Genomic DNA, 25,971 nt, shown 5'->3' with positions numbered 1-25,971 from the left:
GCGACGGCGCAACAATCGAGGCGCCGAGACGTCTACTTCATCAGGCGAAGGAGGGCGCGCCCGGCGGGCGACTTCAGTTCCTTGGCATCCAGCGTTCCGTCATTGTCCGGATTGGCGGCGCTGAAACGCTGCGCGACGACGGCAAGATATTCATCCTTCGTCAGGGTACCGTCATGATCGGGATCAGCCGCAGCCAGCTCCTTCTTGCTCAGCCGGCCGCGCAGCTCACGCGCATCGAGGGTGCCATCCTTGTCGGGATCGAGCTTGTCAAAAAGCGCCGACGCGGCGTTCTTCACCTCGGACAGATCGAGCGTGCCGTCATTGTCGGGGTCGAACATCTTGATGGTGTTGTTGTGGCTCGCAGCGAAGGCCGCTCCCGACAAGGTCATGGCTGCGGCCAGCACAAGGCCAGCCAATGGGCGCAAAATCATTCTCGATCTCCCATCCAATAACGTCCGTTTTGGACCTCACGGACGAATTAGCTGGTCGACGCAGCGCCCTCAAGTAATTTTCCCGATTTTCTCGGGAAGAACTCCCGATCAGGCTCGAAGGGAACCGGCCAGAACTTAATGCGCACGGTCTACGCGAGGCAGACCGTGCGCGATCCCTGCGGCATGACCCATTCAGGTCATGCTATTTGCTCTTCGGCCGGATCGCGTCCGCGGTCCCCTGGATGAAGGCCTGGATCTTCACCACATCCGCTTCCGTGAGTTTGCCGGTGAAGTCGGGCATGCCCCTGTCACGGAACGGCCCGTTGAAGACGATGTCCTTCAGATTGGCGATCTCCTCAGTTGGCACATAACCGAGGTTTCTGACGTTGCCGCCGCGATCGACGCCGGGAACACCGTGGCAGGTGGCGCAGGCCGCGACATAGATCGCGGTGCCTTCGGGCACGTCCTTCGGATCGTACTTCACGCCCTGCAGCAAGCCTTCGGTCTGGTATTTCACGAACTCCGGCATCTTGGCCTTGCCGTTGAGCGCGAAGGTATAGACCGTGCCGGGGTTCTGGTACTCGGTCGCGCGCGCGGCGATGCCGAACACGCCGCCCCAACCGACCGCAATCGAGACATATTGCTGACCGTCGATCGTATAGGTTGACGCTGCCGCGACCACACCGGTGCCGGTCGGCGTTTCCCACAGCGTCTTTCCGCTGGTCGCGTCATACGCCACGAAACGGCCGTCGGCGGTGCCCTGGAACACCAGATTGCCGGCGGTGGTCAGTGTGCCGCCATTCCACGGCGAGACATAATCGACCTTCCACGCCTCCTTCTGCTTGACCGGATCCCATGCGATCAGCCTGCCGAAGGCGGGTGCTTTCGGCGGCGTGCCGTTCAGCACAAAGCCGACGTTCCAGCCGGTGGTGCCACCGAACTTGCCGGGAGTGGCAGCGTTCTGCGCAAAGGATTTTTCCGGCGTCAGGTTGAGTGGCACGTTCTGCGCAGGCAGATACACCAATCCGGTTTGCGGGTTGAACGACATCGGATGCCAGTTGTGCGCGCCATACGGTCCGGGGATGGCATCGTAGTTCTCATCGCCGCGCGCCGCCGGCACTTCGATCGGCCGTCCATTGGCGTCATAGCCGGTCGCCCAGTTCACATCGACGAAATTCTTCGCCGAGATGAATTTGCCATTGGTCCGGTCTACCACGAAAAAGAAGCCGTTCTTCGGCGCGTGCAGGATCACCTTGCGCGGCGAGCCGTCGATCGTGATATCGGCCAGGATCATGGGCTGGGTCGACGTATAGTCCCAGTGATCGCCGGGCGTCTCCTGATAGTGCCAGATGTATTTTCCGGTGTCGGCGTTTAGCGCGACCAGCGAGGCAAGATAGAGATTGTCGCCGCCGGATGGGCTGCGGATATTGCGATTCCACGGCGCGCCATTGCCGGTGCCGACATAGACCATGTTCAACTCGGGATCGTAGGTGATCGTATCCCACGGCGTGCCGCCGCCACCGTTGAGCCAGTACTTGCCGGCCGGATCCCATGTCTTGGCCGCAGCTTCCATCGAGGCGTCCTCGAACGGCTTTGACGGATCGCCCGGCACGGTGAACCAGCGCCAGAGCTGATTGCCGGTGTCGGTGTCATAGGCCGTGATGTAGCCGCGCGCACCGTATTCGGCGCCGCCCTGGCCGATCACCACCTTGCCGTTGAAGGCACGTGGCGCGCCGGTGATGGTGTAGGAGTGATCGTGATCGATCAGCGTGTCCTTTTCCCACACCTTTTGGCCGGTGGCCGCATCGAGCGCGATCAGGCGTCCATCATACGTGGCGACGAACACCTTGCCCTTGTAGACGGCGACGCCGCGATTGACCACGTCGCAGCAGCCCTTGTAGCCCTTCGAGCGGTCAACGCCCGGATCGAACGACCACAGCTTCTTGCCGGTGCGCGCGTCGATGGCGTGAACCACGCTCCACGACGCCGACTGATACATGATGCCATCGACCACGACCGGCGTCGCCTCGACACCGCGTGAGGATTCGAGATTGTAGCTCCAGACCAGTCCGAGGTCCTTCACATTGCCCGCGTTGATCTGGTTGAGCTTGCTGAATCGCGTCTCTGCGTAATCAAGGCCGATCGTCGGCCAATCCTTTGAGGTAGCCGCATTCGCCTTGATGAAATCACTATCGACCTTCGACGTGACGTCCTTGATGCGGTCAGGCGTCACGTTCTGTGCCGACGCGACACCATTAACCGCCGAGAGACCGAGGGCTCCGGCGAGAGTGAGCGTCGCGAGGACGAATCGTGGAGAAGAACTTCTCCTGCCTGAAGTGCAGTGCGTAGATTCAAACCAAAGCGAGCGCATCATCTGTTTCCCTCCAGCGATCTCTAACGGATCTGCCGCGAGCGTAGACGTGCGTTTTTGTGACTTCAAGTTCGAAGCATGTCACGACACGCAAAGCGAATGAATTGCACACGCACGACGTTGCGCGATCAAGTTTTGTCCAAAACAACTCGGGAATAATTCCCGAAAACTGCGAGATACAATCTCATTGATCGAGACGATCGTGACGATACGATCCGCTTTGCTACTTCCCGCGCATTGCGCTGGATTTCTATCCCAAATGAACCTTTAACCCCGCCTCCGCTGTGAGAGCGGGGTTATTTTTTGCAAGTGGCTCATGCTCGCATCGACCTGCTGAAAAATTTCTCGAATAGTGTCGCGCAGACAGCGCGCATCCACTCAGCTCGGCAGCTTTGCGCGGATCTCCGCCGCCAGCCGAACCAATTCCCGCGTCGTGCGAACGCCGAGCCTGTGTCGCATGATGGCGGTGTCGTTCGCGACCGTTCCGTAGGACACACCGATCAGTTTCGCAATCTCCGCCAGGGTATGGTTGGCCGCAAGCAAGCCAAGGATCTTGGCTTCCCGGGGACTGATTTGCGCGAGCCGGCTGGCCGCATAAGATGGATCGACCGGCGCCGTCTCCCGCAAGCTTCGGGTCGGCAGGAACGTGCCTCCCTTTCCGACTTCGCGAATGGCAATGACGAGATCGTTGGGGTCGCCGGACTTGGACACGTAGCCCTTGACGCCAACATCGACGGCGCGCGCGATGAAGACCGGATCGTCATTGATGCTGAAGATGACGATACGGGCTTCGGCATCCTTTCCGAGGATTTGCTTCGCGAGTTCGAGGCCGGACACGGACGGCAGATTGATGTCGATGACGCAGACCTCCGGAGCATCGGCGGCAAATGACGCGAACCCGCTTGCCGCATCCGGGGCCCCAGTCACGGCAATTCCGGCTTCGTCAGCCAGCAGAGCTTCGCAAGCAGCGATGACGATCGGATGATCGTCGACGATCAGGACTCGCATCAGCCCTCGGGACAGCGATGAGGGATTAAAATCTGGAATGACATCTACAGGTGCATGCCAGGTCGGGACAGGCGACACTTATGCGCATCGCGGCGCTGATACAATCGACACAGGAAGACATGACAGCTTGGAGGATGGTCGCCTGAGAGAGCCCGAGGACCCGCGCCAAGTGGCAGGACCGCTTCGATCGCCACTCTGTCGTCAATCGACGACCCGCCGACAATTAATTGATTTTGTAAGAGAATTATCGAACGCAGCAACGACTGTTGCTCCGATGCGTCTACCGCCGCAAATCTGACCGGGAATTTTTCCCGAACATACGTGGAAAAGAATCCCTGACTCACGGGACACATCTTGTTTGCCAAAGCCTTACCGCTCCAGCAGTCTCGCATGCGAATGGTTCGTTGGGGACAATGACGAACCACGACAATGGGGTGGGCGTCATGGCTGGTACGTTGTTGCGTGCGGCAACTCGATTTCTGTCTTCTTCGGTCTATGCGCGCGGCGCTGCGGCCATGCTCACCGCCATCGGAGCCGCAGCGCCGCTGGACGCCGTCTATGCGCAGACCCCTGCCCCGACCGAGCTGCCGCCGGTCAACGTGATTGCCCCCTCGCCGCTGGCTGGCGCGCGCAGCATCAAGCCCGCGGCCAAGCCGGTGGTGCGGACATCGCGAACCACCAGACCGCGGGCCGCACCGGCCCAGACCGCCGCGGCACCCGAGGGCGGCGCCGGGGTCCCTGGACCGTCCGACCGCAACCCCACCCTGATCGATCGCGACAAAGTCCCCTCCAACACCTCGGTGATGACGACGCAGGATTTCAGCCACGACTATTCGACTAACTTCCTCGATGCAGTGAACCGCAAGCTGCCGGGTGTTTCACTCGGCGACCAGACCGGCAATCCGTTCCAGCGCGATCTCAACTATCGCGGCTTCACCGCCTCGCCGGTGCAGGGTACGCCACAGGGGCTCGCGGTCTATCAGAACGGCGTGCGTATCAACGAATCCTGGGGCGACGTGGTCAACTGGGACTTCATCCCGGAAAAGGCCATCGACAGCATGGCGTTGTTTCCCAACAACCCGGTATTCGGCCTCAACGCGATCGGCGGCGCGCTCAGCATCCAGATGAAGAACGGCTTCACCTATCAGGGCTCGGAGGCCGAACTGTTCGGCGGCTCCTACGGGCGCGTGCAGGGCAGCGTCCAGTCCGGCGGCCAGCGGGACAACATCTCCGCCTATGCGGCGTTCGAACACGCCTATGATCGCGGCTGGCGCGACTACGCCAACCAGTCACACATCAATCGCATGTATGTGGACGTCGGCGCACGCAACGACGACACCGAATTCCACGTCAATTTCACCGGCGCCAGCAACCTGCTCGGCAACGTCGCGGCGACGCCGGTGCAGATGCTCAATCAGCGCTGGTCGAGCGTCTACACCTGGCCGCAGACGACGCTGCTGCAGCTCGCCTTCATCAACGCGACGCTGAACCATAATTTCTCGGACACATGGTCGTTCCAGGGCAACGCCTATTTCCGCGGCTTCCGGCAATCCCATGTCGACGGCAACGGCACCGATGTCGAGTCCTGCAACCGCGGGCGCAACCTCTGCATCGACGGCAACAACGACAACGACCCGATCTATGGCCCGGTCGGTGGCCCACCGGTGCCGAACACGCTCGGCACGGCTTTCCTTGGCGAGATCGACCGCAACAACGCCGCCACTAATTCGTACGGCGGCACCGCGCAGCTGACCAACACCGACCAGATCTTCGGCCACAACAACCATGTCGTCATGGGCGTCAGCGTTGACCATGGCAACACCAAGTTCAACGCCACCAGCGAGCTCGGCACGATCGATCCGAACAATCTGTTCGTCAACGGCACCGGCATCTACATCAACCAGCCGGACGCCGGTCTCGCCCCGGTCGACCTGCGCGCCACCAACACCTACGCCGGCGCCTATCTCACCGATACGTTCGACGTGACGAACAGGTTCTCGGTCACGGCCGGTGGACGATTCAACTATGCCCAGATCAATCTGCAGGACCAGACCGGGACAAATGACCTGCTCAACAGCAGCAACAATTACCAGCGCTTCAACCCGGTGATCGGCGGCACCTACAAGATCACGCCGAATCTGACCTTCTATGCCGGCTACTCCGAGGCCAACCGCGCGCCGACGCCGCTCGAGCTCGGCTGCTCCGATCCGGCGCGTCCCTGCGTCATCGATGCTTTCCTGGTGTCCGATCCGCCGCTCAAGCAGGTGGTGTCGCACACTGTCGAGGCGGGCTTCCGCGGCACCTGGGGCAACAACGCCAGGACCGGCATGCTGAGCTGGGGCCTCGGTGCGTTTCACACGCTGTCGGACGACGACATCATCCGGGTGCAGAGCCCGGTCGGCACAGGCAATTTCGGCTATTTCCAGAATGCCGGGCAGACCCTGCGGCAAGGCATCGAGGCCAAGCTGGAGTATAACATCGAGCGCTGGAACGCCTACGCCAACTACACCTATGTCGACGCGACCTATCGAACCGCGAATACGTTGCCGTCTCCCAACAATCCGAATGCTCTGACTGACCCGGACAACAGCGACGTCCAGTTCGTCAACGTCAAGCCGGGCGACCACATCCCGGGCATTCCAGCGCACCGCTTCAAGGCCGGTGTCGAATACCTCGCCACCGATGCGTGGAAGGTCGGCGCCGATGTCAACGTCGTCGGCAGCCAGTGGCTCGTCGGCGACGACACCAACCAGAGCCCGAAGGTCCCCGCCTATGCGGTCGTGAACCTGCACACCTCCTACAAGATCACGCCGAACATCGAGGTGTTCGGCCTGATCAACAATGTGTTCAACCAGCACTATTACCTGGGCGGCACGTTCTTCCAGACCGGCGGCTTCGCCAGCACGACGCGCGGCGTCCCCAATCTGATGGCGCAGCTGACCGATCCGCGCACCTTCGTGCCCGGCATGCCGCTCGCCGCCTATGTGGGTCTCAGGGCGAAGTTCTAGGCTAGGCCCGCGAACTTTCGACGCCGTCATTGCGAGGAGCGAAGCGACGAAGCAATCCATTTCTCATTTGCGGCATGATGGATTGCTTCGCGGAGCCTGTCATCGGGCGCGCGTTCGCGCGACCCGTTGGCTCGCAATGACGTGGATGGAGCGACGTACTCCGCCCCGAGACTGATGCAGGACGCTACGCCACCGTGCCGCCATCGACCGGCATCGCGATGCCGGTGACGAACGACGCCTTATCCGACAGCAGGAACACCGCGACCTCGGCGATCTCCTCGGGGCGCGCCGCGCGGCCCATCGGGTTGCGGGTCACCGCGGCCTTGATCAGTTCTTCGGCGTCGGCCTCGTTGTGACCGGGCTGGTCGGGCCGGTTGACGAACACCCGCAGCATCGGCGTGTCGATCGCACCGGGACAGATCGCGTTGACGCGGACGCCGTCCTTGGCGTGGCGCTTTGCGAGCGCCCGTGCCAGCCCGATCACGCCGGCCTTGGCGGCCGAATAGGTCGGGCTCCACGGCGAGCCGACCAGGCCCGAGGTCGAAGCCGTGAACAGGATGCTGCCCTTGCGCCGCGCCGTCATCTCGGCGAGCGCCGCGTTGGTGGTGATCAGTTGCGAGCGCAGATTGAGATCGACGCTGAGATCCCAGCCCTCGAGATCGTCGATCACGGACGGGCCGGGAATGCCGAGGTGATTCCAGACGCAGTCGAGCGCGCCGAACTCCTTCACGGTCGCCGCCACGATATCGCGCGAAAAGCCGTCGTCGCGCAGATCGCCGGCCAGCGCCAGCGCGCGCCCGCCGCCCTTCTTGATCTCGTCGACCACCGCCTTCGCGCCGGCCTCATTCTGGTCGACGACCGCGACCGCCGCGCCCTCGCGCGCGAGGATCAATGCGCCGGCGCGGCCGGCGCCCGATGCCGCGGCGGTGACGAGTGCGATCTTGCCTTGCATATCCATGTTTCGATCCTGACTGTGCCCGTAAGCTCGAGCCTTCTTGGTGCTGGTCGAGGTTCTGGTTGAATCAGGACCGCAGCACGGCCGTCTTGCGCTGAAGCGCTAGCGGCCGCCGAACAGGACCGGAGACTGGCCGGGCAAGAGCTGCGAATGAATGTCGCTGTCCATGCGCTCGGCGCCCTGCTGGGTGAAGCTCGCGCCGAAGGAGAGGCTGAGATTCGAAGTCGGGCGGAACTCGAGTCCCGCGCGTGCCGAATAGCCGGCGTTGACGCCGGCATTGCCGCTGAACGGCGCCAGCGGCCCGCCGGCGCCGGGCGGATTGTATTTCAACGTGTCGAAACCGGCGAAGAACGTCACGGGCGTATCGCCGACGCCCTTGAAATTGTAGCCGAACTGCGCGCCCTGATATTCGAGCGAGCCGAACGCCGCCGATTGGTTGAGCGCGCTCCAGCCGTAGCGGCCGCCTTCGCTGCCGACGAACCAGCCATCCGGCCGGCCGTTCAGATAGGCTGAACCGCCCTGCGCGCCGGTGGCATCGAAACCTGGAAAATTGCCGTAGGTGTCCGCCTTCTGGCCATCGGCCAAACTGCCGCCAAAGCCGAACAGCGACCCCGGCGTCCAATATTGCACCGGCCCGGCCTGGGCATTGGCCTGCCGGCCGCTCAGGCAGAGCACCGCCAGGATGATTACGAAACCGGTTTTGCTTGCGAGGGACATTCCGACTGACCGCCACGTGGGGCCAAATTATACGTCCCGGCCGCCGGGAACGCCAGTGCGGCACGCAGATCCTGGGCCGTCAAACCAGGAACAGCCCCGCAACGATCATGAGAATGCCGATCGTCGGCACGTTCCAGACCAGCGAACGGAGCAGCGCGATATCCGCCAGATACACAATGGCGTAAACGAGGCGGCCCCAGAAATAGCAATGGGCTCCCCAGATTGTGAGCCCGTTGTGCGTGCCCGTCACCGCAGCAGCAAGAATTGCGGCCACGAACAATGGAAACGTCTCGAGATAATTGCGAAGGGTTCGTTCAGCCCTTCCGGCAATGCCGGTGAGCGGAGCAACGGCCTGCTCCCGCGAACTGGCCGTCCATCGATACCCCCGCTGCCAGCTCTGCAGATGCGACGCGACGACAATGTGCGCAACGCCGAGAACAACGCTCGCCGCAAGCAATTTAAGTTCGACGGTCATACGGGCAGCATAACACGATATGTGCTTCAACCTCCGTCGTGTCCATCGCGTGAGAGGGTGCCGAGAGAGCGTCTTTGCGGCCCCAAACGCGATGTTGCAAAATCGCCTGACGGCCAGAAATTGATCGCATCGCCCAGCAATGCCAATTGACAGGCTGGTGGGTTTTCGAAACTGTGCGGCATTGCGCCGCACGGGCACTCGGCTTCGCGCCAACTCACTGATCCGGCGCGGCAATGGCGTCGTCATGAAGTGGTTTCGTTCGAACATCAGGCATGGGGCTCGGCTGGCGCTTCTGGCGCTGTCGATCCAGTTCGTGCTGTCGTTCGGGCATTTTCATGCCATTGCGCCGGCACAGGCGGCGACGAACGCGTCGGTGCAGTCGTCGCACGCTTCGGTCGAAGCCTCGCTCGCGGCGCATGTCGAGAACGCCTCGCGCGACGAGCCGCGTTCGAATCCGGATTCCGACCAGGCCGCCGATCTTTGCGCCATCTGCGCCGTCGTGGCGATGGTCAATTCGGCGACGCCGGCACCGGCGCTGCCGCCGCTCCAGCTGCCGGATGCAGCAAGTCTGCTCTCCTGGCACACCGACGACCACGCAGCCCCGGTCGACATCGGCCGGCTGCACTACCAGCCGCGCGCACCTCCGATCTCCTGATATCCCGGCACGACTGAACTGCGAACGCGGCCACGCATCGGCTGCCGTTTGATCAATGGGAATCTGGCCGTCGCGCATCGACGGCGGGCTCGACCGCGTCCTGTTTGGAGGGATCCGGATCGCGGCCTCACGGGATCGGAACCAACATGTCAGGACATATCAGACGACACGCCGCCGCCGGCGCGGCATCGCTTTTGGTCTGCGGGATGAACGGCACCGCGTTCGCCCAGACGACGGCGCCGCCCACCGAACTTCCCGACATCACGGTGACGGCGCCGCAGCACCACACCGCGCCGTCAGGGCCGAAAAAGCCGAAGACGCGCATTGCGACCGGGGCCGGTCGGCGCGCGCGAAGAACCGGTGCGGTCACGGCCACGCCAGAAGCCGCCGAACAGGCCCAGGCGCGGGGCATCGCCGGCCAGAATGCGCGGCTCGACCAGGCCCGCGCTGCCCTGCTGGCGCCGACCGGCGCCGGCACCTACCAGATGAGTCAGCAGTTCCTGCAATCGCTGCCGCAGGGCACCAACACCTCGCTGGACAAGGCGCTGCTGCAGGCGCCGGGCGTCTCGCAGGACTCGGCCGCGAGCGGCGAGCTGCACGTGCGCAACGAGCACGCCAACCTGCAATACCGCATCAACGGCGTCATGTTGCCGGATGGCGTCGGCGCCTTCGGCCAGATCATCGACACCGGCATCGTCGGCAGCATGGCGCTGATCACGGGCGCCCTGCCCGCGCAGTACGGCCTGCGCACCGCGGGCGTGCTCGACATCCAGACCAAGACCGATGCCTTCAACAGTTCCGGCAGTGTCAACGTCTATGGCGGCAGCCACGGCAACTTCACCACCAGCGTCGACTATGGCGGCGCGGTCGGGCAGACCCAGTATTACGTCTCGGGACGTTATTTCGGCAGCGACGTCGGCATCGAGAATCCGACGCCGGCCTACAATGCCATCCACGACAGGACCGATCAGGAGAAGGGCTTTGCCTATGTCTCGACGGCGATCGATCCGACCAGCCGGCTGACCTATATCGGCGGCGTCTCCAACGGCAACTATCAAATCCCCAACAATCCCGGCCAGGCGCCGGCCTTCACCGCCTACGGTGTCTCGAATTTCGACTCCGCGCTGCTCAACGAGCGGCAGCAGGAATTCAACCAGTTCAACGTCGTGGCCTATCAGAAATCGGGCGACGGATTCGACTACCAGATCGCCTATTTCAACCGCTACAGCCAGCTGCACTTCATGCCCGATCCGGTCGGCGACCTCGTCTTCAACGGAGTGGCATCGGATGTGTATCGCCAGAGCACTATCAACGGCATCCAGGAGGACACGTCCTACCGGCTGGGCTTCGCGCACACCTTGAAGTTCGGCATGGCCGTCAGCGCCGAGCGTTCGCTGGTCAACAATGGCTCGACCGTGCTGCCGCTGGACGATTCCGGCAACCCGATCGACGCGCCGCTGTCGGTGTTCGATTCCAGTGCCAAGACCGGATATCTGTTCTCAACCTACGTCGCCGACGAGTGGAAGATCACCAACCAGCTGACGCTCAATGCCGGCCTGCGCTTCGACCAGATGTGGCAATATGTCGATGCCAACCAGCTGAGCCCGCGGATCAGCCTGACCTGGAAGCCCTATGAAGGCACGACCTTCCACGCCGGCTATGCCCGCAACTTCACGCCGCCCGAGCAGGTGCTGGCGGCGCCGACCAACCTTTCGCTGGTGCAGAACACCACGGCGCAGCCGGGCGTCACCGCCAATGACCCGGTGCTGCCGGAGCGCTCGCACGTGTTCGACATCGGCGTCACGCAGAAGGTTTATGCGATCCCCGGCCTCGAGGTCGGCATGGATGCCTATTACAAGATCGCGACCGATCTGCTCGACGACGGCCAGTTCGGCGCCGCCTATGTGCTGACCGCCTTCAACTATGCCAAAGGCACCAATGAGGGCGTCGAGCTGAAGGCAACCTACGACCACGACAATCTGCACCTCTACGGAAATGTCGCGATCGCACGGCAGGTCGCCACCCAGGTCGTCTCGAACCAGTATCTGTTCGATCCGGACGAGCTGGCCTACATCGCCAACAATTACGTCAACACCGATCACGCCCAGACGCTGACCGCATCGGTCGGTGGCTGGTATCAATGGCACGACACCAAGTTCAGCGCGTCAATGATCTATGGCTCGGGCCTGCGCGACGGCTTTGCCAATACCGGTACGGTGCCGGCCTACACCCAGGTCAATCTCGGCGTCTCGCACGACTTCAACATCGTCGCACCGAACAAGCCGACCACGCTGCGCCTCGACGTCGTCAATCTGTTCGACACCGTCTACCAGATCCGCGACGGCTCCGGCATCGGCGTATTCGCGCCGCAATACGGCCCGCGCCGCGGCGTCTATGCCGGGATCACGCAGAAGTTCTGAGAGGAGGACCGCGAGTCCAATTGGGACGACCGTGGCATGACCGGACCAGGGTTCATGCCCCGGTCCTATTTCGATAGCCTGCACCCGAGAAACATCGCGCTGTGTTCACTTGTGAACATTACCTTCGCTATGGACCTGTCAAGATCGCTCCATCACCGCACCATTCATGGCTTCTATCGGTGATGAGCTCGCCGGTTGCGCTCCCGTCCAATTCTACAGGGAGTGCTCGGCGTGAAGCGACGACGGTTTACGCAGACGGAATCTCTCCAACAACGGCTCGCGTCGTTTGCCGCAGCGATCGACGCGGCAACAGCCCATACCCGCATCGGCATCGAACAGTCTCTGCAATCAAGCAGCACGAAGAGGCCGCTGGCGCTGGACAGCGGCCTCTTGAACCTGGTCTAAAATGAACGTCTTTCTGTTAAAAATAGTCATCTCAGGTCCGCCATGATTAGACCGAGAATCTGCCACGGTGTGAAGCGGAAACAGCTCTATGACCAACGGAACTCTTGTGACGTTGCGGGTACGACACACCTTCGGTGGAGCGAGCTCGCGGCCGGTTACCGAGCTCTCATGATCGCAGTTCACCGAGCCGAATAGGACGCGCCCTCGGTCAAGACTTGCGTTCAAATATTTCGCTTTATCAGAATCTCGATTTGGTACTGTTAATCCGAAGTATGAGCTTCGTGGTTGTCACGAGTGTGGGTCGAGATGCGAGTGGAGGCCCATTGCGCAACCGACCAGCGCGCATCCGGCACTGCCACATATTCCGTGTCGTCCCTGCGTTCGCAGGGACGACATCGAGAATGCATGAGCTAGCCCTCCACAGCGAGAGAACGCCGCGACATTGCGCCGCGAAGCACGTTGCGGCGCAACAATCAAAATGAGACTGCCCGTTAAGCACCCCCGCCGCGACGACATCCGCGCTGTGCCTGCCTTCGGCTAGCTTTGCCGCCAACAACCGGACGTCCATCCGCCTTCGTCAGGCCAAATGGACGCCGGCGACAACACAGAGGGAGGAGCGCGATGTTGAAAGGCAGTTTGGGACTGATTGCGTTGAGCAGCCTGTTGCTTTCGGGCACGGCATTCGCCCAGGAGAAGATCAAGGTCGGCGTCACCGCAACGCTCGAGGGCACCTACACGGTGCTCGGCGAGGACGGCATGCGCGGCCACCAGACCGCGCTCAACGTGCTCGGCAAGAAGGTTGGCGACAAGGAGCTCGAATTCATCGTCGCCTCGACCGATGCGACGCCGGATTCCGCGGTGCGCGCGGTGCGCAAGCTGATCGAGCAGGACAAGGTGCAGATCCTGCTGTCGCCGCTGTCGGGTGACGAAGGCATCGCGGTGAAGAACTTCGCAAAAACCCATCCGGAGCTGACCTTCGTCAACGCCGCGTCCGGCGCGCAGGAGACGACCTATGTCGATCCGGCGCCGAACTTCTTCCGCTACAACATGGATGGCGCGCAGTGGCAGGTCGGCCTCGGCAAGTATGCCTACGAGACCAAGGGCTATCGCAAGATCGCGACCGTCGGCGAGGATTATTCCTTCATCTACACCCAGGTGTTCGGCCTGGTGCTCGAATTCTGCGGCGCCGGCGGCCAGGTCACCAACCGGCAATGGGTGCCGCTCGGCACCAAGGACTTTGCCTCGGTCATCGCAGCACTGCCCGACGATGTCGATGCGATCTATCTCGGCCTCGGCGGCGCCGATGCCGTCAACTTCCTCAACCAGTATCAGCAGGCCGGCGGCAAGGCGCATCTGATGGGCGGCTCGATCATGATCGACCAGACCATCCTGTCGTCGAAGGGCAACGCCAAGAACGCGCTGATCGGCACCATCGCGGCGAGCGGCCAAGCCGATACCTGGGAGGATCCGGGCTGGCAGAAATTCGTCAAGGCGTATCAGGACGCCTTCCCGCCGGCCAAGCGCTTCCCGAGCCCGTCGCTGCTCGCCACCAACTATTACGGCTCGACGATGGCGCTGATCCTGGCGCTGCGGCAGGTCAATGGCGATCTCTCCAACAATCAGGCCAAGCTGAAGGACGCGCTGGCCAAGATCGAGATCGACGCGCCGAACGGCAAGATCAAGCTCGACGCCAACCGCCAGGCGATCGGCACCAATTTCGTCACCGAGGTGGTCGATGACGGCAAGGGCGCGCTGTTCAGCAAGGTCGTGAAGGTGATCCCGAACGTCAACCAGACGCTCGGCTACGATCCGGCGGTTTTCGCCAAGATCGGCCTGCCGAGCCGCACGGTCCCGGAGTGCAAGAAGTACTGACGCATTTGTTGCAGTGCGGGCAGAGTGGCCGCGGCATGGCGCGCGGTTGCATGATGCGCCCTGCTCGCCCTTGCTTTCCGCGGGCGGATGATGAACGCTTGTCGAAAAGACAAGAACATCCCGCGGGAGGGGAGGCATGAGCAGGGCGCTTGCCGTCTTCCACGGCCGGTTCGGTCGCGCGACGGTCTATCAGCTGAACCGTCCCTTCAACGTGCATGCGCACCGCGAAGGGCACCTGATCTTTCATGTCGGCGGCACGCCGGCACAGATCGATGTCGCCGAGCACCGCCTGCTGCTCAAGGACGACACCGTGGTTGCGGTCAACCCGTGGGAACCGCACAATTTTCTGCCGACCGACATGGACCACGGTGCGATCTTCTTCGTGCTCTATGTCAATGCCGAATGGTTCACGCCGGCCGCGAACGCGCAGGGGCTGCGGTTCGGCCGCACCTTCTTTCCACGCACCGAGGCGCTCGACCGGCTGATCCGCCGCACCGCAGCACTGGTGTGCGGCGCGCCGTCGCTGCGCAGCCTCGATTGCGAGCTCAGGCAATTGATCGACTCCTGCTACGAGGAGAGCTGGCAGGCGGCCGAGGGCGCGCCCGCCGCCGCCGCGGTGACCGATTTCCGGGTCCGCAAGTCGATCAGGCTGATGTCGGAAAGCCCTGGCGCCGAGATCGAGCTCGATGCGATCGCGCGCGAAGCGGGGCTGTCGCGGCCGCATTTCTACCGGCTGTTCCGGACGCAGACCGGCGTCACCCCTCACCTCTACATGAACACGCTGATCATGGAGCAGGCGCTCGATGCGCTGGTCGCGACCGAGGCGCCGATCGCCGATATCGGCTTCGATCTCGGCTTCTCCTCGCAGAGCGGTTTCACCCGCTTCTTCGCCGCCAATGTCGGCATGGCTCCGACCGACTATCGCCGCGCCGCCAAGGTGTTGCGGCCGTGAAGCGGGTTCCCGAGAAAAGCGATAAAGGGGAACGATAAAAGATACTCTCGATCAAATCCGACGCTTTCGCCCTCGGTAGGATATTGGACACGCGACCCGGCAGACGGTCGCGACCGACTGAGGGAACGCGACTGACATGGCCAGGTTCATCGAACGCCATCCGGCCTGGGCGCTGATCGTGATCATCGCGGTCGCGGTGCTGGCGTGGCTGGTGTTCGCGATCTGGCCGCCGGGACTGGAAGCTGCGATCGGCCGCAAGCGCGTGTTCCTCAACGCCGCGCTGAACGGCATCACGCTCGGCGGGCTGTATTTCCTGGTGGCCAGCGGCTTCACGCTGATCTTCGGGTTGATGCGCAACGTCAACCTCGCGCACGGCTCGCTCTATCTGTTCGGCGGCTATATCGGCTACGCCGTCAGCACCTGGACCGGGTCGTGGATCCTCTCCTTCATCGTCGCCTTCATTGTGGTGGCGCTGGTCGGCGTGATCCTGCAGCTTGCCGTGTTCCGGCGCATGGAGGGGCAGGACCTCAGGCAGACCATGGTGACGATCGGGCTCTCGATCGTGTTCGCCGATCTGATGCTGTGGGCGTTCGGCGGCGACTTCTACCAGGTCCAGACCCCGAGCTGGCTGATCGGCCCGGTGCAGTTGCCGCTGCTGACCGCGATCAAATCATCCGGCGAGCCGGTCTACCTGCAATATCCGCTGGTGCGGCTGGTGATCTTCGCAGCCTCCGTCGTGATCGGAATCGCGATGTGGCTGGCGCTCAACCGAACACGGATCGGCATGATCGTGCGCGCCGGCGTCGACGACCGCGACATCCTGGCCGCCACCGGGGTGCGGATCCAGCTGGTGTTCGTGCTGGTGTTCGCGCTCGGCGCAGGGCTTGCCGGCATCGCCGGCGTCGTCGGCGGCACCTTCCAATCGCTGTCGCCCGGCGAGGACACCCGCTTCCTGCTCGCCTCGCTCGTTGTCGTGATCGTCGGCGGCATGGGCTCGATCCCGGGGGCGGCGCTCGGCGCCGTCATCATCGGCCTCGCCGAGCAACTCGGCTCGGTCTACATCCCGACCTACGCCATCGTCGTCACCTTCCTGATCATGGTGCTGGTGCTGGCGCTGCGGCCGCAGGGCCTGCTCGCGAGGCGATGAGATGTCGTTGCTGCAGAGCACCCAGTTCCGCCCCGACCCATCCGCCTCAACGACGCGCCGCGCCCTGCTCCGCGCCTGGCCGGAATTCCAGAACCCGGCGGCATGGCTGGTCGCGCTGATCCTCGTGATCATGCCGCTGATCGCCAACGGCTTCTTCCTGATCGAGATCTTCGCCACCACGCTGATCCTCGGCGTCATCGCGCTCAGCCTGATGTTTCTGGCCGGCTATGGCGGCATGGTCAGCCTGATGCAGCTCACCATCGCGGGCTTCGCCGGCTACATGGTCGCGGTGTTCGGCATGAGCGGCAACGCCAATATCAGCCTCGGCTGGCCGTGGTGGCTCGCAACCCCGATGGCGCTGGCGCTGGCGACGCTGTTCGGCACACTCGGCGGCGCGCTCGCGGTGCGCACCGAGGGCATCTACACCATCATGATCACGCTCGCGATCGGCGCGGCCTTCTACTACTTCACCAACCAGAACTGGGCGATCTTCAACGGCCACACCGGCATCAACACCGTCGCGACGCCGCATTTCTGGGGCGTCGACTGGCGCGCCGACATCGCCTTCTACTATGTGACGCTCGGCGTCGCCGCGATCTGCTACTTCGCGGTCCAGTATGTCTCCCGCGCGCCGTTCGGCCTCGCGCTGCAAGGCGTCCGCGACAATTCCCGCCGCATGGCCGCGCTCGGCTTCAATCCCAATGCGCACCGCATCGCGGCCTACGCCTTCGCCGCCTTCATCGCGGCGCTCGGCGGCGTGCTGCAGGTCTGGAACTACCGCCAGATCTCGCCCGGCTCGGTCAGCGTCGGCGCCTGCATCGACGTGCTGATCATCGCCGTGGTCGGCGGCATCACGCGGCCGATCGGCCCGTTCATCGGCGCGCTGATCTTCGTGCTGCTGCGCACCTTCGCGCTCGACGTGCTGATCAAGTTCGGGCTCGACGGCAACCGCTTCCGGCTCTTGATCGGTCTCGGCTTCCTCGCCATCGTGTTCTGGTCGTCGGACGGCGTGATCGGGCTGTGGGAACGCTGGCGGCGCCGTAACTCATCTTCGACGCGACGTGCAGGCGGAGGCCGCCATGGATAGCGTCGCGCAGCGCCTGTCGGTGGTCGGTGCCGGCGCGGCGCTGGAGCTGCGCGGCGTGACCCGGCTGTTCGGCGCGCTGGCGGCGCTGACCGACGTCACCATCACGGTGCGGCCAGGCGAACGCCGCGCCGTGCTCGGCTCCAACGGCGCCGGCAAGACCACGCTGTTCAACTGCATCACCGGCGACTTCCCGCCCTCCTCCGGCACGATCCGCTTCTTCGGCGAGGACATCACCCAATTCCCGCCCTATGAGCGGATCCGCCGCGGGTTGCGCCGCACCTACCAGATCTCGGCCCTGTTCCCCGGCCTCACCGTGCAGGACAACGTCTATCTCGCCTGCCGCGGCGTCTCGCGCGGCCGCTTCTCGCTCCTCCGTCCCGGACAGAACGATGCGCTGATGCACGCGACCGAAACGCTGGTGCAGGCGGTGCATCTCGCTGGCGTCAAGGATCAGCGCGTCGCCGAGCTGGCGCATGGCCAGCAGCGTCAGCTCGAGATCGCGCTGGCGCTGGCCGGCGCACCGCGCTTCATCCTGTTCGACGAGCCGGCGGCCGGACTGTCGCCGACCGAGCGGCGCGAGCTGATCGAGATCCTGACCTCGCTGCCGGCCCATATCGGCTACATCATCATCGAGCACGATATGGATGTTGCGCTGCGCGTCGTCGAGAGCGTGACGATGATGCACAACGGCCGCATCTTCAAGGAAGGCCTGCCGCGCGAGATCGAATCCGATCCCGAGGTGCAGGAGCTTTACCTCGGAGGCGGCCATGAATGACCGCCGCGCCGTGCCCGCACTCGAGGTCAAGGGCCTCGACGTCTATTACGGCCATTCGCATGCGCTGCAGGGCGTCGATCTCACGCTCGATAGCGGCGTGTTCTCGGTGGTCGGCCGCAACGGCATGGGCAAGACCACGCTGTGCAAGGCGATCATGGGCCTGGTCCGCGCCAGCGGCGGTTCGATCCGGATTCGCGGCGAGGAAGTCACGCGGCTCAATCCGGCGCGGATCGCCCGGCTCGGCGTCGGCTATGTGCCGCAGGGCCGGAGGCTGTGGCGCTCGCTGACCGTCGACGAGCACCTCGCGCTGGCCGGCGGCCTGCGCCGCGGCGCCTGGACCATCGAGCGCATCTACGACACCTTTCCGCGGCTCGCCGAACGCAAGAACAACGGCGGCAACCAGCTCTCCGGCGGCGAGCAGCAGATGCTCGCGATCTCGCGCGCGCTGCTGACCAACCCGCATCTGCTGATCATGGACGAGCCGACCGAGGGGCTTGCGCCGGTGATCGTCGCGCAAGTCGAGGAGATGCTGCTGCGCCTCGGCGACGAGGGCGACATCTCCGTCCTGGTCATCGAGCAGAATATCGGCGTCGCGACGGCGGTGTCGCGCAACGTCGCCATCATGGTCAATGGCCGGATCAACCGCATCATCGACTCCGCGCGTCTTGCGACCGATCGCGAGTTGCAGCAGCGATTGCTCGGCGTCGGCACCCACGGCGCGGATGAGACCGACGCGGAGGCAGCGCCGGCGAAAGCTGATGCTGCCGGAGCGCCGCAGCCGGAACGCAAGGGTCCGACACGGATCTACGTCTCCAATCCGGTGCTGCCGACGCGCTGGTCGCAGCCGGTGCCAATCGCCCGCATCGAGGCCGCCGCGCGGACGCAATCCGCCGCCGTCACACGTCTCGAAGAGACGGCTCGCACGCGGCGCGAACCGACGACGTCAAAGACATCGGGGCCGTCGGTCGTACTGGTCGTCGGCACGCTCGACACCAAGGGCGCCGAGCTGCGCTTCATCCGCGACATCGTCGCGGGCAGCGGTTTGCGCACCCGGCTGGTCGACGTCTCGACCAGCGGCAAGGCGGCAAGCTGCGACGTCACCGCGCAGGAGATCGCGCTGAACCACGGCCGCGGCGGCTCCGGTGTGTTCGGCGCAGATCGCGGCGCCTCGGTGACCGCGATGGCCGACGCATTCGAGCGATGGCTGCGCCGCCAGGGCAATGTCGCCGGCATCATTTCCGCCGGTGGCTCGGGCGGCGCGTCGCTCGTCGCGCCCGGCATGCGCGCGCTGCCGGTCGGCGTGCCGAAGCTGATCATCTCCTCGGTCGCGTCCGGCGACGTCGGTCCCTATGTCGGCCCCGCCGACATCACCATGATGTATTCGGTGACCGACGTGCAGGGCCTCAACTCGATCTCGCGCACGGTGCTCGGCAACGGTGCCCACGCTCTGGCCGGCATGGTCAAGGCCCGGCTCGATGAACAGGCCGCCAAGCAGCGCGAGACCGGCGCTCAGCTTCCGGCCATCGGCATCACCATGTTCGGCGTCACTACGCCGGCGGCGCAGAAGATCGCGGCCGACCTGCGTGAGGATTTCGAGTGCCTGGTGTTCCACGCCACCGGCGTCGGCGGCCGCTCGATGGAGAAGCTGGTCGAATCCGGCCAGCTCGCCGGCGTCATCGACCTCACCACGACCGAGGTCTGCGACCTCCTGATGGGCGGCGTGTTCCCGGCGACCGACGACCGCTTCGGCGCCATCATCCGCAGCCGCGTACCTTACGTGGGCTCGGTCGGCGCACTGGACATGGTCAACTTCGGCGCGCCCGACACAATTCCGGAGCGCTACCGGCAGCGCAAATTCCACGTCCACAATCCGCAGGTCACCTTGATGCGGACCACGCCGGAAGAGAACGAGCGCATGGGCCGCTGGATCGGCGAACGGCTGAACCAGATGGACGGGCCGGTGCGCTTCTTCCTGGCCGAAGGCGGCGTCTCAGCGCTCGATGCGCCCGGCCAGCCGTTCTGGGACCCCGACGCCGACGCTGCGCTGTTCCGTGCGCTGGAGCGCACCGTGCGCCAGACCGGCAATCGGCAGATCATCCGCGTCAAGCGCAACATCAACGATCCCGAGTTCACCGCCGCCATCGTCAGCGCGTTCCGACCTTTGCTCGGTCGCGCCGGTGGACGGCGGAGAGTGGCGAGGTGACCCATGCCGAGGTTTGAACGCGCGGCGCTGTTGAAGAAGTTTCATGCCATGATCGCACGCGGCGAGCCGATCGTCGGCGGCGGCGCCGGCACCGGGCTGTCGGCGAAATGCGAGGAGGCCGGCGGCGTCGATTTGATCGTGATCTACAATTCCGGCCGCTATCGCATGGCCGGCCGCGGCTCGCTCGCCGGACTGATGCCCTATGGTGATGCCAACGCCATCGTCGTCGAGATGGCCGGTGAGGTGTTGCCGGTGGTGACGAAGACGCCGGTGCTCGCCGGCGTCAACGGCACCGATCCGTTCCGCGACATGGACGTGTTCCTCGATCAGCTCAAGGCGCTCGGCTTCGCCGGCGTGCAGAACTTCCCGACCGTCGGCCTGATCGACGGCACCTTCCGCGCCAACCTCGAAGAGACCGGGATGTCCTACGCGCTCGAGATCGACATGATCGCGAAGGCGCATGAGAAGAACATGCTGACCACGCCCTATGTGTTCAGCGAGCAGGAGGCGGCCGCGATGGCGATCGCCGGCGCCGACATCATCGTCTGCCACATGGGCCTGACCACCGGCGGCACGATCGGCGCGCAGACTGCGCCGAAACTCGCCGACTGCCCTGCCCGCATCGAGGCCTGGGCCGACGCCGCGCTCAGCGTCAATTCCAAGATCATCGTGCTCGCGCATGGCGGTCCGATCGCGGACCCCGAGGATGCCGATTTCATCATGAAGCAGACCCGCAACTGCCACGGCTTCTACGGCGCCTCCTCGATGGAGCGCCTGCCGGTCGAGCGGGCGCTGACGGATCAGGTTCGCAAATTCAAGGCGATCGGCGCGCGCTGAGCCGCCGTGACCAAGGGAGGAAGAGATGTCGGGGATGCTGGTCGGTGAATTGATCCTCTGGCTCATCGTCGCAATCGTCGCGATCGTCATCATCGTCTATGTCGTGAACTGGCTGTATCACCGCTCGTCGAAGGAGGTTTCCTTCGTCCGCACCGGGTTCATGGGCGAACGCGTGGTGATCAATGGCGGCGCCTTCGTGCTGCCGTTCATCCACGACACCACGCCGGTCAACATGAACGTGCTGCCGATGGGCATCGTGCGCTCCCGGCAGGACGCCGTGATCACCCGCGACCGCATGCGCGTCGACATCGAGGCCGATTTCTACGTACGGGTCCAGCCGACCCGCGAGGCGGTCTCGATCGCGGCTGCCACACTCGGCCGCCGCACCATGGAGCCGCAGCAGCTCCACACCTTGCTCTCCGGCAAGTTCATCTCCGCGATCCGCTCCGTCGCATCAGAGATGACGATGGAGCAGATGCACGAGCAGCGCGGCGACTATGTCGCCCGCGTCAAGGCCAATGCGGCGGAAGCGCTGGCGCAGAACGGCCTCGAGCTGGAATCGGTCGCGATCACCGATCTCGACCAGACCGACCTTGAATACTTCAATCCGTCGAACCGGTTCGACGCCGAAGGCTTGACCCGGCTGATGGAGGACATCGAGGCCAAGCGCAAGCTGCGCAACGACATCGAGCAGGACTCGATGATCAAGATCCGCTCCCGCAATCTCGAAGCCGAGCGGCAGGCGCTGGAGATCGAGCGCGAGAGCGAGACCGCCCGCCTCGAGCAGGAGCGCGACATCGAGATGCGCCGCGCCCTGCAGCGCACCGAAGTCGCCCGCGAGCGCGCGCTGCGCGAGACCGAGTCCGAGCAGGCCCAGATCGCCGCCCGCGAGGCCATCGAGAAGGCACGCATCGCCAATGAGCAGGCGATCACCGAGGCCCGCATCGCCTCGGAGCGCGAGACGCGGCACAAGGAGATCGAGCGCACGCGTGCGGTCGAGGAGAAGGAGCTGCTGGCCCGCGAGGAGATCGAGAGGGTCCGGATCGCCAACCAGCGTTCGGTCGACACCACGCGGATCGCCTCGGAGCGCGAGGTGCGCCAGCGCGAAATCGAGCGGATGCGCACGGTCGAGGAGGCCGAGATCGCCGCCCGCGAGGCGATCGAGAAGGCCCGCATCCAGCAGGACCGCGTCGTCACCGATGCCCGCATCGCCAATGAGGAAGAGACCCGGCGGCGCGAGATCGAGCGCACCCGCGCCGTCGACGAGGCCGAGATCATGGCCCGCGAGGCCACCGAGAAGGCGCGTATCGCCCAGACCATGACCGTCAATGTCGAGCGCATCTCCTCCGACGAGCGCACCCGCGCGCTGGAGATCCAGCAGGTTCGCATCATCCAGGAAGCCGAGATCGAGGCGCAGAAGGCAGTCGAAGCCGCCCGGATCATCAGAGAAAAGACGCTGGCCGCCGAGCGCATCGCAGCCGACCACAGCACCCGCAAGCTCGAGATCGAGCGCAATCAGGCGGTCGAGATCGCCGGGATCAGCGCGCGCGAAGCCACCGAGGCGTCACGGATCGCCCAGGAAGAGCATGTCCGCTCGCTCGAGATCGCGCGCACCCGTGCGATCGAGGAAGCCGACATCGCCTCGCGCGAGGCGATCGAGGCGGCGCGGATCTCGCAGGAGAAGTCGGTCGCCGCGCAGCGCATCCGGGCCGAACGGGAGACCCGCGGGCTCGAGATCGAGCGCACCGGGGCGATCGAGGCTGCCGAGTTGAAGCGCCGCGACGCCGTCGAGCGGCAGCGGATCGATGTCGAGCTGGCGCTGGAAAGCGAGCGGATCGCCTCTTCGCGGACCCGCGAAGTGCTCAACATCGACCAGAAGAAGGCGATCGAGCTCGCCGACGAGGAACGCGTGATCGCGCTCGCCGCCAAGCGCTCGGAGCGAATCGATGCCGACCGGCAGGTCCGGCAGGCCGAAATTGTGGCGCGCAAGGACATCGACACGACAGACGTCTCGCGCGAGCAGGCGCTGGAAGCAGCGCGGATCGAACGGCGCCGGGCGATCGAGCAACTCGAGGTCGCCCGCAACCAGTCGCTGCAGGAGGCCGAGATCGCGGCCCGCGAGGAAGTCGAGCGCGCGCGGATTGCATCGGACCGTGGCCTCGACGAGGCGAGGGTCGGCCGCGAGCGCGAGCTGCGCAAGCTCGAAGTCAACAGGGAGAAGGACGTCGAGACCGCGCTGATGGAGAAGGCGATCGCGCTGCATCAGAAGTCGCTGGAAGAATCCGCGGCACGTGCGGCGGCCGAGGACGCCCGGATCCGTGCGACGGAAGCGGCCGAGCGCGTCGTCACCGCGCGCGAAAGCGAGATCGCAAAGCGGCGCAAGACCGTCGAGGTGCTGCTCGCCGAGAAGCAGGCCGAGGAGACCAGGATCGCGGCGGAAGCCGAGCGCGTCCGCGCCGCAGTCGAAGCCGAGGCCCAGCGCCTGCTCAATGAGGCCGAGAACGTGCTGACCGACCAGGCGCGCTACTCGCTGTTCCGCCGCAAGCTGCTCGACCGGATCGAGGGCATCGTGCGCGAGAGCGTCAAGCCGATGGAGAAGATCGAGGGCATCCGCATCCTCCAGGTCGATGGCCTCAACGGCAACGGTCATGGCGGCGGCGGTTCGGGTCGCAGCGCCACCGACGAGGTGATCGACTCGGCGCTGCGCTACCGCGTGCAGGCGCCGCTGATCGATTCGATCCTGTCGGACATCGGTGTCGAGGGCGGCAGCCTCGCCAAGATGCCCGGCCTGATCCGCGAAGCGCGCGACATGCAGGGCATCAAGGACTCCGCGCGCAAGAGTGGCGGCGATGCCAAGCCGACCGCGCCCGAGGGCGGCGGCGAGCCGGCGCGCTCTGAGCGCACGCCGCGCAAGAAGGACTGAGTGCACGACATGGCACGGGTTTATGTCTCCACCGTCGTCAACGCCCGCAATGACCGGGTCTGGGCCCGCGTCCGCGATTTCAACGGGCTGCCGAACTGGCACCCCGCGATCGCGGAGAGCCGGATCGAGGGCGGCGAGCCCTCGGACAAGATCGGCTGCGTGAGGGACTTTCGCCTGCGCAACGGTGACCGGATCAGGGAGAAGCTGCTCGGCCTCTCCGACTACGACATGTTCTGCACCTACTCGATCCTGGAATCGCCGATGGGCGTCGAGAACTACGTCGCGACCCTGCGGCTCACGCCGGTCACCGATGGCGATCAGACCTTCCTGGAATGGACCGCCGAGTTCGACTGCGCGCCGGAGCGCGAGGCCGAGCTCGTCAACAATATCGGCGGCGGCGTGTTCCAGGGCGGGTTCGACGCGCTGAAGCGGGCATTCGGAGGATAGCCGTGCCGCACATCGTCAAAAGCACGATCCTGGACGCGTCGACCGATGCGGTGTGGGCCGTGCTGCGCGATTTCAACGGCCACGACCGCTGGCATCCGGCGGTCGCGAGCAGCGGCATCGAGCGCGCGCAGCCGTCCGACAAGATCGGCTGCGTCAGGCGCTTCAAGCTGAAGGATGGCGCCGAGCTGCGCGAGCAGTTGCTCGCGCTCTCCGACCTCGAACAATCGTTCAGCTACTGCCTGCTCGATACGCCGATCCCGATGTTCAACTACGTGGCGCATGTCCGCCTGCTGCCGGTCACCGACGGCGACCGCACCTTCTGGCACTGGGAATCGCGCTTCACGACGCGGACCGAAGATCGGGACCGCATCACCCAGATGGTCTCAGAGGACATCTACCAGGCCGGCTTCGAGGCCATCCGCCGGCATCTGAAGGAGGCCGCGTAAGCGGAGAAGACATCATGCCAGTCACGGTGAAGACCTTCACCAACACCCATGACGCAGCCGCAGCGCTGTCGTCGGATCGCAGCGCCCGCTATCTCGGCGGCGGCACGCTGGTGATGCGGGCGCTGAACGAGGGCGACATCTCGATCTCGACCGTGGTCCGCGCCAGCGACCATGCGATGACGCGGATCGACGCGTCGGGCTCGCGCATCACGCTCGGCGCCGGCGTCACCTTTGCGCGCATCCTGGCCGAGCGCGATCTCGGCTTCCTGCACGCCCCTGCCCGTTCGATCGGCGGGCCGGCGGTGCGCAACATGGGCACGGTCGGCGGCAATCTGTTCGCGCCGGTGCCGTATGGCGATTTCACGGTTGCGATGCTCGCGCTCGATGCTGTGGTGTCCGTGCAAGGCGGCCTCGGTGGCCGCGAGATCTCGATCGACGAATTCCTGCAAACGCGTGACCGGCAGACCGGCGTTCTCGTGCTGGCGATCTCCTTCGCCAGGCCCGGTAGCACTGATGCGTTCCGTTACCGCAAGATCGCCCGGATCAAGCCCAAGGGCGGCGCGGTGATCACCCTCGCGGCACATCTGCCGGTCAACGGCAGCCGCATCGTCGGCGCCCGCATAGCCCTCGGCTCGATGGCGCCGACGCCGATCCGCGCCCGTGCCGCCGAGCGCACGCTGGAGGGCCGCGCACTCGACGCCTCCACCATCAGCGCAGCTGCCGCGGCGGCGGTCGAAGGCACCACGCCTGGCGACAACGCGCTCGCCAGCGCCTGGTATCGCCGCGAGATCGTCGGCGTGCATCTCCGCCGCCTGTTGTCCGGTCAGGAATAATCGC

General features: G+C 64.7%; 21 protein-coding genes. 15 read left to right on the top strand and 6 right to left on the bottom strand.

Annotated features, from left to right (window positions below; translation table 11 throughout):
* Positions 1–32 precede the first annotated feature (32 nt).
* The 3 genes from BI327_RS36690 to BI327_RS36680 all read right to left on the bottom strand — a co-directional run bounded on the left by BI327_RS36690 (position 33) and on the right by BI327_RS36680 (position 3,810).
* A complete protein-coding gene (locus BI327_RS36690; protein WP_076866244.1) occupies positions 33–431 on the bottom strand; it encodes a calcium-binding protein in 399 nt (132 codons plus the stop codon).
* A gap of 202 nt (positions 432–633) precedes the next feature.
* Entirely contained in the window at positions 634–2,802 is a 2,169-nt protein-coding gene (locus tag BI327_RS36685; RefSeq protein WP_076866385.1) for a PQQ-dependent dehydrogenase, methanol/ethanol family, read from the bottom strand.
* A 378-nt stretch (positions 2,803–3,180) separates the two neighbouring features.
* Positions 3,181–3,810: a response regulator transcription factor gene (locus tag BI327_RS36680; protein WP_076866243.1), complete on the bottom strand. Its 630-nt coding sequence runs from the start codon at positions 3,808–3,810 to the stop codon at positions 3,181–3,183.
* Positions 3,811–4,253: 443 nt separating this feature from the next.
* Between BI327_RS36680 and BI327_RS36675 the strand changes: the two genes are divergently transcribed.
* Positions 4,254–6,818, top strand: coding sequence for a TonB-dependent receptor (locus BI327_RS36675; protein WP_283807835.1), 2,565 nt, complete (start codon positions 4,254–4,256; stop codon positions 6,816–6,818).
* Between the two features lie 184 nt (positions 6,819–7,002).
* Here the strand turns inward: BI327_RS36675 and BI327_RS36670 are convergent, their stop codons facing one another.
* The 3 genes from BI327_RS36670 to BI327_RS42535 form a co-directional block, all read right to left on the bottom strand.
* Complete coding sequence (locus BI327_RS36670; protein ID WP_076866242.1) at positions 7,003–7,776, bottom strand: SDR family NAD(P)-dependent oxidoreductase; 774 nt, start codon at positions 7,774–7,776, stop codon at positions 7,003–7,005.
* A gap of 99 nt (positions 7,777–7,875) precedes the next feature.
* Positions 7,876–8,490, bottom strand: coding sequence for a hypothetical protein (locus BI327_RS36665; protein WP_076866241.1), 615 nt, complete (start codon positions 8,488–8,490; stop codon positions 7,876–7,878).
* Positions 8,491–8,569: 79 nt separating this feature from the next.
* On the bottom strand, positions 8,570–8,965 hold the full coding sequence (locus BI327_RS42535) for an MAPEG family protein (RefSeq protein ID WP_076866240.1): 396 nt from the start codon (positions 8,963–8,965) through the stop codon (positions 8,570–8,572).
* A gap of 244 nt (positions 8,966–9,209) precedes the next feature.
* On the opposite strand from BI327_RS42535, the gene BI327_RS36655 reads away from it, so the two are divergent.
* The 14 genes from BI327_RS36655 (at position 9,210) to BI327_RS36590 (ending at position 25,967) form a co-directional block, all read left to right on the top strand.
* Entirely contained in the window at positions 9,210–9,620 is a 411-nt protein-coding gene (locus BI327_RS36655; RefSeq protein WP_076866382.1) for a DUF2946 family protein, read from the top strand.
* Between the two features lie 146 nt (positions 9,621–9,766).
* Positions 9,767–12,040, top strand: coding sequence for a TonB-dependent receptor (locus BI327_RS36650; protein ID WP_076866239.1), 2,274 nt, complete (start codon positions 9,767–9,769; stop codon positions 12,038–12,040).
* A 231-nt stretch (positions 12,041–12,271) separates the two neighbouring features.
* On the top strand, positions 12,272–12,445 hold the full coding sequence (locus BI327_RS42530) for a hypothetical protein (protein ID WP_159450521.1): 174 nt from the start codon (positions 12,272–12,274) through the stop codon (positions 12,443–12,445).
* 621 nt (positions 12,446–13,066) lie between these two features.
* Positions 13,067–14,317 (top strand): ABC transporter substrate-binding protein, encoded by a 1,251-nt coding sequence (locus BI327_RS36640; protein WP_076866237.1) that lies wholly within the window; start codon positions 13,067–13,069, stop codon positions 14,315–14,317.
* Between the two features lie 136 nt (positions 14,318–14,453).
* Complete coding sequence (locus BI327_RS36635; protein ID WP_076866236.1) at positions 14,454–15,269, top strand: helix-turn-helix transcriptional regulator; 816 nt, start codon at positions 14,454–14,456, stop codon at positions 15,267–15,269.
* 136 nt (positions 15,270–15,405) lie between these two features.
* The gene (locus tag BI327_RS36630) at positions 15,406–16,416 is read left to right on the top strand and encodes a branched-chain amino acid ABC transporter permease (protein ID WP_076866235.1); all 1,011 of its coding nucleotides are present in this window, start codon (positions 15,406–15,408) and stop codon (positions 16,414–16,416) included.
* A 1-nt stretch (position 16,417) separates the two neighbouring features.
* Positions 16,418–17,503 carry a branched-chain amino acid ABC transporter permease gene (locus tag BI327_RS36625; protein ID WP_076866234.1) on the top strand — a complete coding sequence of 362 codons (1,086 nt, stop codon included), beginning with the start codon at positions 16,418–16,420 and terminating at the stop codon, positions 17,501–17,503.
* Entirely contained in the window at positions 17,496–18,278 is a 783-nt protein-coding gene (locus BI327_RS36620) for an ABC transporter ATP-binding protein (RefSeq protein ID WP_021075866.1), read from the top strand. The genes BI327_RS36625 and BI327_RS36620 overlap by 8 nt, the downstream gene beginning before the upstream one ends.
* Entirely contained in the window at positions 18,271–20,481 is a 2,211-nt protein-coding gene (locus BI327_RS36615; protein ID WP_076866233.1) for an ABC transporter permease, read from the top strand. The genes BI327_RS36620 and BI327_RS36615 overlap by 8 nt, the downstream gene beginning before the upstream one ends.
* A 3-nt stretch (positions 20,482–20,484) precedes the next feature.
* A complete protein-coding gene (locus BI327_RS36610; protein ID WP_076866232.1) occupies positions 20,485–21,318 on the top strand; it encodes a phosphoenolpyruvate hydrolase family protein in 834 nt (277 codons plus the stop codon).
* Between the two features lie 25 nt (positions 21,319–21,343).
* On the top strand, positions 21,344–24,241 hold the full coding sequence (locus BI327_RS36605; RefSeq protein WP_076866231.1) for a flotillin family protein: 2,898 nt from the start codon (positions 21,344–21,346) through the stop codon (positions 24,239–24,241).
* Positions 24,242–24,250: 9 nt separating this feature from the next.
* Positions 24,251–24,688, top strand: coding sequence for an SRPBCC family protein (locus BI327_RS36600; protein ID WP_016847814.1), 438 nt, complete (start codon positions 24,251–24,253; stop codon positions 24,686–24,688).
* A gap of 2 nt (positions 24,689–24,690) precedes the next feature.
* Positions 24,691–25,134 (top strand): SRPBCC family protein, encoded by a 444-nt coding sequence (locus BI327_RS36595; protein ID WP_076866230.1) that lies wholly within the window; start codon positions 24,691–24,693, stop codon positions 25,132–25,134.
* Positions 25,135–25,148: 14 nt separating this feature from the next.
* Positions 25,149–25,967, top strand: a complete 819-nt coding sequence (locus tag BI327_RS36590; RefSeq protein WP_076866229.1) for an FAD binding domain-containing protein — start codon at positions 25,149–25,151, stop codon at positions 25,965–25,967.
* Positions 25,968–25,971 lie beyond the last annotated feature (4 nt).

The sequence above is a fragment of the Bradyrhizobium mercantei genome, from assembly GCF_001982635.1.
Lineage (GTDB): Bacteria > Pseudomonadota > Alphaproteobacteria > Rhizobiales > Xanthobacteraceae > Bradyrhizobium > Bradyrhizobium mercantei.
This window is presented reverse-complemented; position numbering and strand designations above follow the sequence as displayed.

What these genes read in the sequence shown, in the direction of transcription:
- BI327_RS36610 (WP_076866232.1), top strand. Translation starts at nt 20,485, where the DNA reads ATGCCGAGGTTTGAACGCGCGGCGCTGTTGAAGAAGTTTCATGCCATG.
- BI327_RS36690 (WP_076866244.1), bottom strand. Translation starts at nt 431, where the DNA reads ATGATTTTGCGCCCATTGGCTGGCCTTGTGCTGGCCGCAGCCATGACC.
- BI327_RS36640 (WP_076866237.1), top strand. Translation starts at nt 13,067, where the DNA reads ATGTTGAAAGGCAGTTTGGGACTGATTGCGTTGAGCAGCCTGTTGCTT.
- BI327_RS36655 (WP_076866382.1), top strand. Translation starts at nt 9,210, where the DNA reads ATGAAGTGGTTTCGTTCGAACATCAGGCATGGGGCTCGGCTGGCGCTT.
- BI327_RS36600 (WP_016847814.1), top strand. Translation starts at nt 24,251, where the DNA reads ATGGCACGGGTTTATGTCTCCACCGTCGTCAACGCCCGCAATGACCGG.
- BI327_RS36685 (WP_076866385.1), bottom strand. Translation starts at nt 2,802, where the DNA reads ATGCGCTCGCTTTGGTTTGAATCTACGCACTGCACTTCAGGCAGGAGA.
- BI327_RS42535 (WP_076866240.1), bottom strand. Translation starts at nt 8,965, where the DNA reads ATGACCGTCGAACTTAAATTGCTTGCGGCGAGCGTTGTTCTCGGCGTT.
- BI327_RS36665 (WP_076866241.1), bottom strand. Translation starts at nt 8,490, where the DNA reads ATGTCCCTCGCAAGCAAAACCGGTTTCGTAATCATCCTGGCGGTGCTC.
- BI327_RS36615 (WP_076866233.1), top strand. Translation starts at nt 18,271, where the DNA reads ATGAATGACCGCCGCGCCGTGCCCGCACTCGAGGTCAAGGGCCTCGAC.
- BI327_RS36670 (WP_076866242.1), bottom strand. Translation starts at nt 7,776, where the DNA reads ATGGATATGCAAGGCAAGATCGCACTCGTCACCGCCGCGGCATCGGGC.
- BI327_RS36675 (WP_283807835.1), top strand. Translation starts at nt 4,254, where the DNA reads ATGGCTGGTACGTTGTTGCGTGCGGCAACTCGATTTCTGTCTTCTTCG.
- BI327_RS36635 (WP_076866236.1), top strand. Translation starts at nt 14,454, where the DNA reads ATGAGCAGGGCGCTTGCCGTCTTCCACGGCCGGTTCGGTCGCGCGACG.
- BI327_RS36630 (WP_076866235.1), top strand. Translation starts at nt 15,406, where the DNA reads ATGGCCAGGTTCATCGAACGCCATCCGGCCTGGGCGCTGATCGTGATC.
- BI327_RS36620 (WP_021075866.1), top strand. Translation starts at nt 17,496, where the DNA reads ATGGATAGCGTCGCGCAGCGCCTGTCGGTGGTCGGTGCCGGCGCGGCG.
- BI327_RS36590 (WP_076866229.1), top strand. Translation starts at nt 25,149, where the DNA reads ATGCCAGTCACGGTGAAGACCTTCACCAACACCCATGACGCAGCCGCA.
- BI327_RS36650 (WP_076866239.1), top strand. Translation starts at nt 9,767, where the DNA reads ATGTCAGGACATATCAGACGACACGCCGCCGCCGGCGCGGCATCGCTT.
- BI327_RS36605 (WP_076866231.1), top strand. Translation starts at nt 21,344, where the DNA reads ATGTCGGGGATGCTGGTCGGTGAATTGATCCTCTGGCTCATCGTCGCA.
- BI327_RS36680 (WP_076866243.1), bottom strand. Translation starts at nt 3,810, where the DNA reads ATGCGAGTCCTGATCGTCGACGATCATCCGATCGTCATCGCTGCTTGC.
- BI327_RS36625 (WP_076866234.1), top strand. Translation starts at nt 16,418, where the DNA reads ATGTCGTTGCTGCAGAGCACCCAGTTCCGCCCCGACCCATCCGCCTCA.